Source organism: Hydrotalea sp. AMD, assembly GCF_004100315.1.
Taxonomy (GTDB): Bacteria; Bacteroidota; Bacteroidia; order Chitinophagales; family Chitinophagaceae; genus Hydrotalea; species Hydrotalea flava.
Genome location: NZ_SCKY01000069.1, coordinates 1 through 2942, shown reverse-complemented (window position 1 = coordinate 2942; position 2942 = coordinate 1). Strand labels below are relative to the sequence as shown.

3 protein-coding genes are annotated in these 2942 nt (G+C 37.6%); all 3 read left to right on the top strand.

From position 1 onward, the window contains the following. Positions 1-32 precede the first annotated feature (32 nt). Positions 33-578 (top strand): ORF6N domain-containing protein, encoded by a 546-nt coding sequence (locus tag EO766_RS17975; RefSeq protein WP_074418384.1) that lies wholly within the window; start codon positions 33-35, stop codon positions 576-578. A gap of 774 nt (positions 579-1352) precedes the next feature. Beyond that, positions 1353-2294 (top strand): 3-keto-disaccharide hydrolase, encoded by a 942-nt coding sequence (locus EO766_RS17970; protein ID WP_074419713.1) that lies wholly within the window; start codon positions 1353-1355, stop codon positions 2292-2294. A gap of 437 nt (positions 2295-2731) precedes the next feature. Beyond that, positions 2732-2942, top strand: a 211-nt coding sequence (locus tag EO766_RS17965; RefSeq protein WP_287101763.1) for a hypothetical protein, incomplete at its 3' end; no start/stop codon positions are given.

The following is a 2942-nucleotide window of genomic DNA, read 5'->3' as shown; positions in this document are numbered from 1 at the left end:
AAACTTTATATTTACGCAATCAAAAAATTACAATGGCAAAGAAAGAATTACAGGCATTAGTGGCAGAACAAAAAATACTAAATAGGATTTATGTTATCCGAAATCAGAAAGTAATGTTAGACGAAGATTTAGCAGAAATGTACGGTGTTGAAACAAGACGTCTGAATGAGCAGGTAAAACGCAATAGCAAGAGGTTTCCGAAGGATTTTATGTTTAGCCTGACTAAAAAAGAGTATGAAAACTTGAAGTCGCAAAATGCGACATCAAATTGGGGTGGAAGAAGAAAACTGCCCAAAGCTTTTACAGAACAGGGAGTAGCCATGTTGTCGAGTGTTTTAAACAGCAATGTTGCAATAGAAGTAAACATTAGGATAATAAGGGTATTTACAAAACTTAGGGAATACGCTTTAACACATAAAGAGATACTGCTACAATTATCCAAACTAGAAAAAGAGGTAAAGGGAAACAGCAAAGACATTGAAAATATTTTTATGGTATTGAAGGAGTTAATAGAAAAACAAAGCAATCATGTACCAAGAAGGAGAATAGGATTTATAAGAGAAAAAGACGAAGAATAAGCTACACACAAAGCAACCCTCACCTCCGCGTAGTTTGTCCAACATAAAAATTTTCTCTCTGTATTGTCTGCGCCTACACTGTACATTTTTAGCATGCAGCTACTAATAACAATATCCATCCAATAATCACCCCCCTCAGCGTAGTTTATCAACATCAAAACAATAAAACCACACTCGGCGTATGGCTTTGCCTACGCCGTACTTTTTTGTAGCTTGCAGCTACTAACACCAATCTTCATTTATTCCAAATAGCTAATTGCATGTGTGCAGGTGTAATACAACCTAAAATTTATATATTTTCACACTATCAATATTCAAATTAGAAAAACATCCCCTCAAAGCCCCGCCACCCCCAGCACATCCTTTAAAAATGTAGAACTATTGGTAGGCAGTCCGTTGGAAGCTTTCCAAAGGCAACCTTTTACAAGGTTGCCTTTTTATTTTGTGCTGTAATGCCTTGCAGTTGGACAATAGTGGCGAAGAGGGTATTGATACTGACGGTTCAAACTGTGTTATTTTTCTTATTGTACATCATTCCTTCGGGAAACAGTAGGTATTGTAATTTCTTTTCTTAATATTTTGATGAAACCCAAAGTTGGCTTAGGTTTTCTGAAAGTATACGCATGTAAAAAATATTACATTAAAATAAGTACAAGAGGTTTAATCCTGAATTTTTTTCTGACTGCTTCAAAAACTGTAATTTCATGCTATGCAAACAAAGCCTGTTGGTCCATTGTTTGTTTCATTCCTAACCTCATTAAATGGTACTTGCTTATGAAAAAGCTATCTTTCCTCACATTTTTTTTGTTTTGTATGCATATTGTAGCGCATGCACAAGTAGTAATGCCGCCGGAAGGTTCGCCTTTAGAGGGCAGATGGGATATGGTATTACAATTGAACGGTAAGGCATTACCTTCCTGGTTGGGCGTGTACCATTCCGGGTTGAAAACACTGGTAGGACAATTTGTAGGCCCTGGAGGTAGTGCCCGGCCTATTTCGGAAGTGTTTTTTGAAAACAATACAATGCATTTTGCCATTCCGCCACAATGGGAACAATCAGATAAATATTTATCCATAGAAGGTACACTACAGGGCGATAGTTTGGTGGGTACGGGAACCAGTAGTGAGGGAGAACATTTTACCTGGATAGCCCATAGGGCGCCTCGCCTGCACAGAGATAAACCTGTTGTTTGGGGTGAACCCATCCGCTTATTCAATGGCAAAGACCTGAGTGGCTGGCATGCCATGGGCAAGAACCAATGGGTGGTTGAAAACGGCGTGTTGAAAAGTCCACACTCGGGTTCTAATTTGGTAAGCGATAAGAAGTTTAACGATTTGAAACTGCATCTTGAATTTCGGTATCCTGCAGAAAGCAATAGCGGCGTTTATTTGCGCGGTAGGTATGAAGTGCAGATCATAGACAGTAAGGGCAAAGAGCCTGCTGTAGGTTTATTCAGCGCTATTTACGGCTTTATAGCTCCGAGCGAAATGGTGGCTAAATTGCCCGGCGAATGGCAGTCGTTCGACATTACCCTGGTGGGCAGAATGGTTACTGTAATTGCCAATGGTATAAAAGTAATTTGTAACCGCGAAATACCCGGTATTACCGGAGGTGCTTTAGACAGTAATGAAGGTACTCCCGGCCCCATATATTTCCAGGGAGATCATGGGCCTATTGAATTTAGGAATATTGCAATTACACCGGCAAGAGAGTAGAAATTAGGTGGTCGGCTATACTACCGAAAAGTAACGATAGTAGCTAGAACCAGATTCGAATTAATAAAATAGTAAATAAATTTATTTTCATTGTTGTGCTACTAAAATTGTTTAATATTGGTTAAATCCTATTTCGAATAATATTTTAACCGATTTCAAAAGATGGGCACTCCCTCTAATTTTTAAATAAACATTTTTTAGCCTGTGATCAATTACAGCAATGGATTAGAGTGCTTTTTAAGTTAAGTTTTGTACGGCAATTCTGTTTATTTTATATTTTTTTGTATATCTATTTACAACCAAATTTAAGAGCATCAAACATTTATCTTCATCTAGCTTTACATGTATAGAATAAATAAAATAATAGAGAGGCGATTAAAAAATTATTGTTTTCATTTTTATGCTTATGCTTATTAGAATAAGTGCATGCACAGCGGGTGTTAAATTTTGAAACTGCTACTACAGCACAACCCAAAGATTTTGTGTTTATTAGTGGTACAGGCGGTCAGGTAACTTTTATTAAAACCCCGGCTACCACTAATTATACGCCCTTTTTAGCACATGCGGGTTTAAGTTATGGAATTTCAAAAAATTTAGATATTGGTTGCAGGCTTTGTACTGTTCCCATACCATGGTTAATAGTAGGCC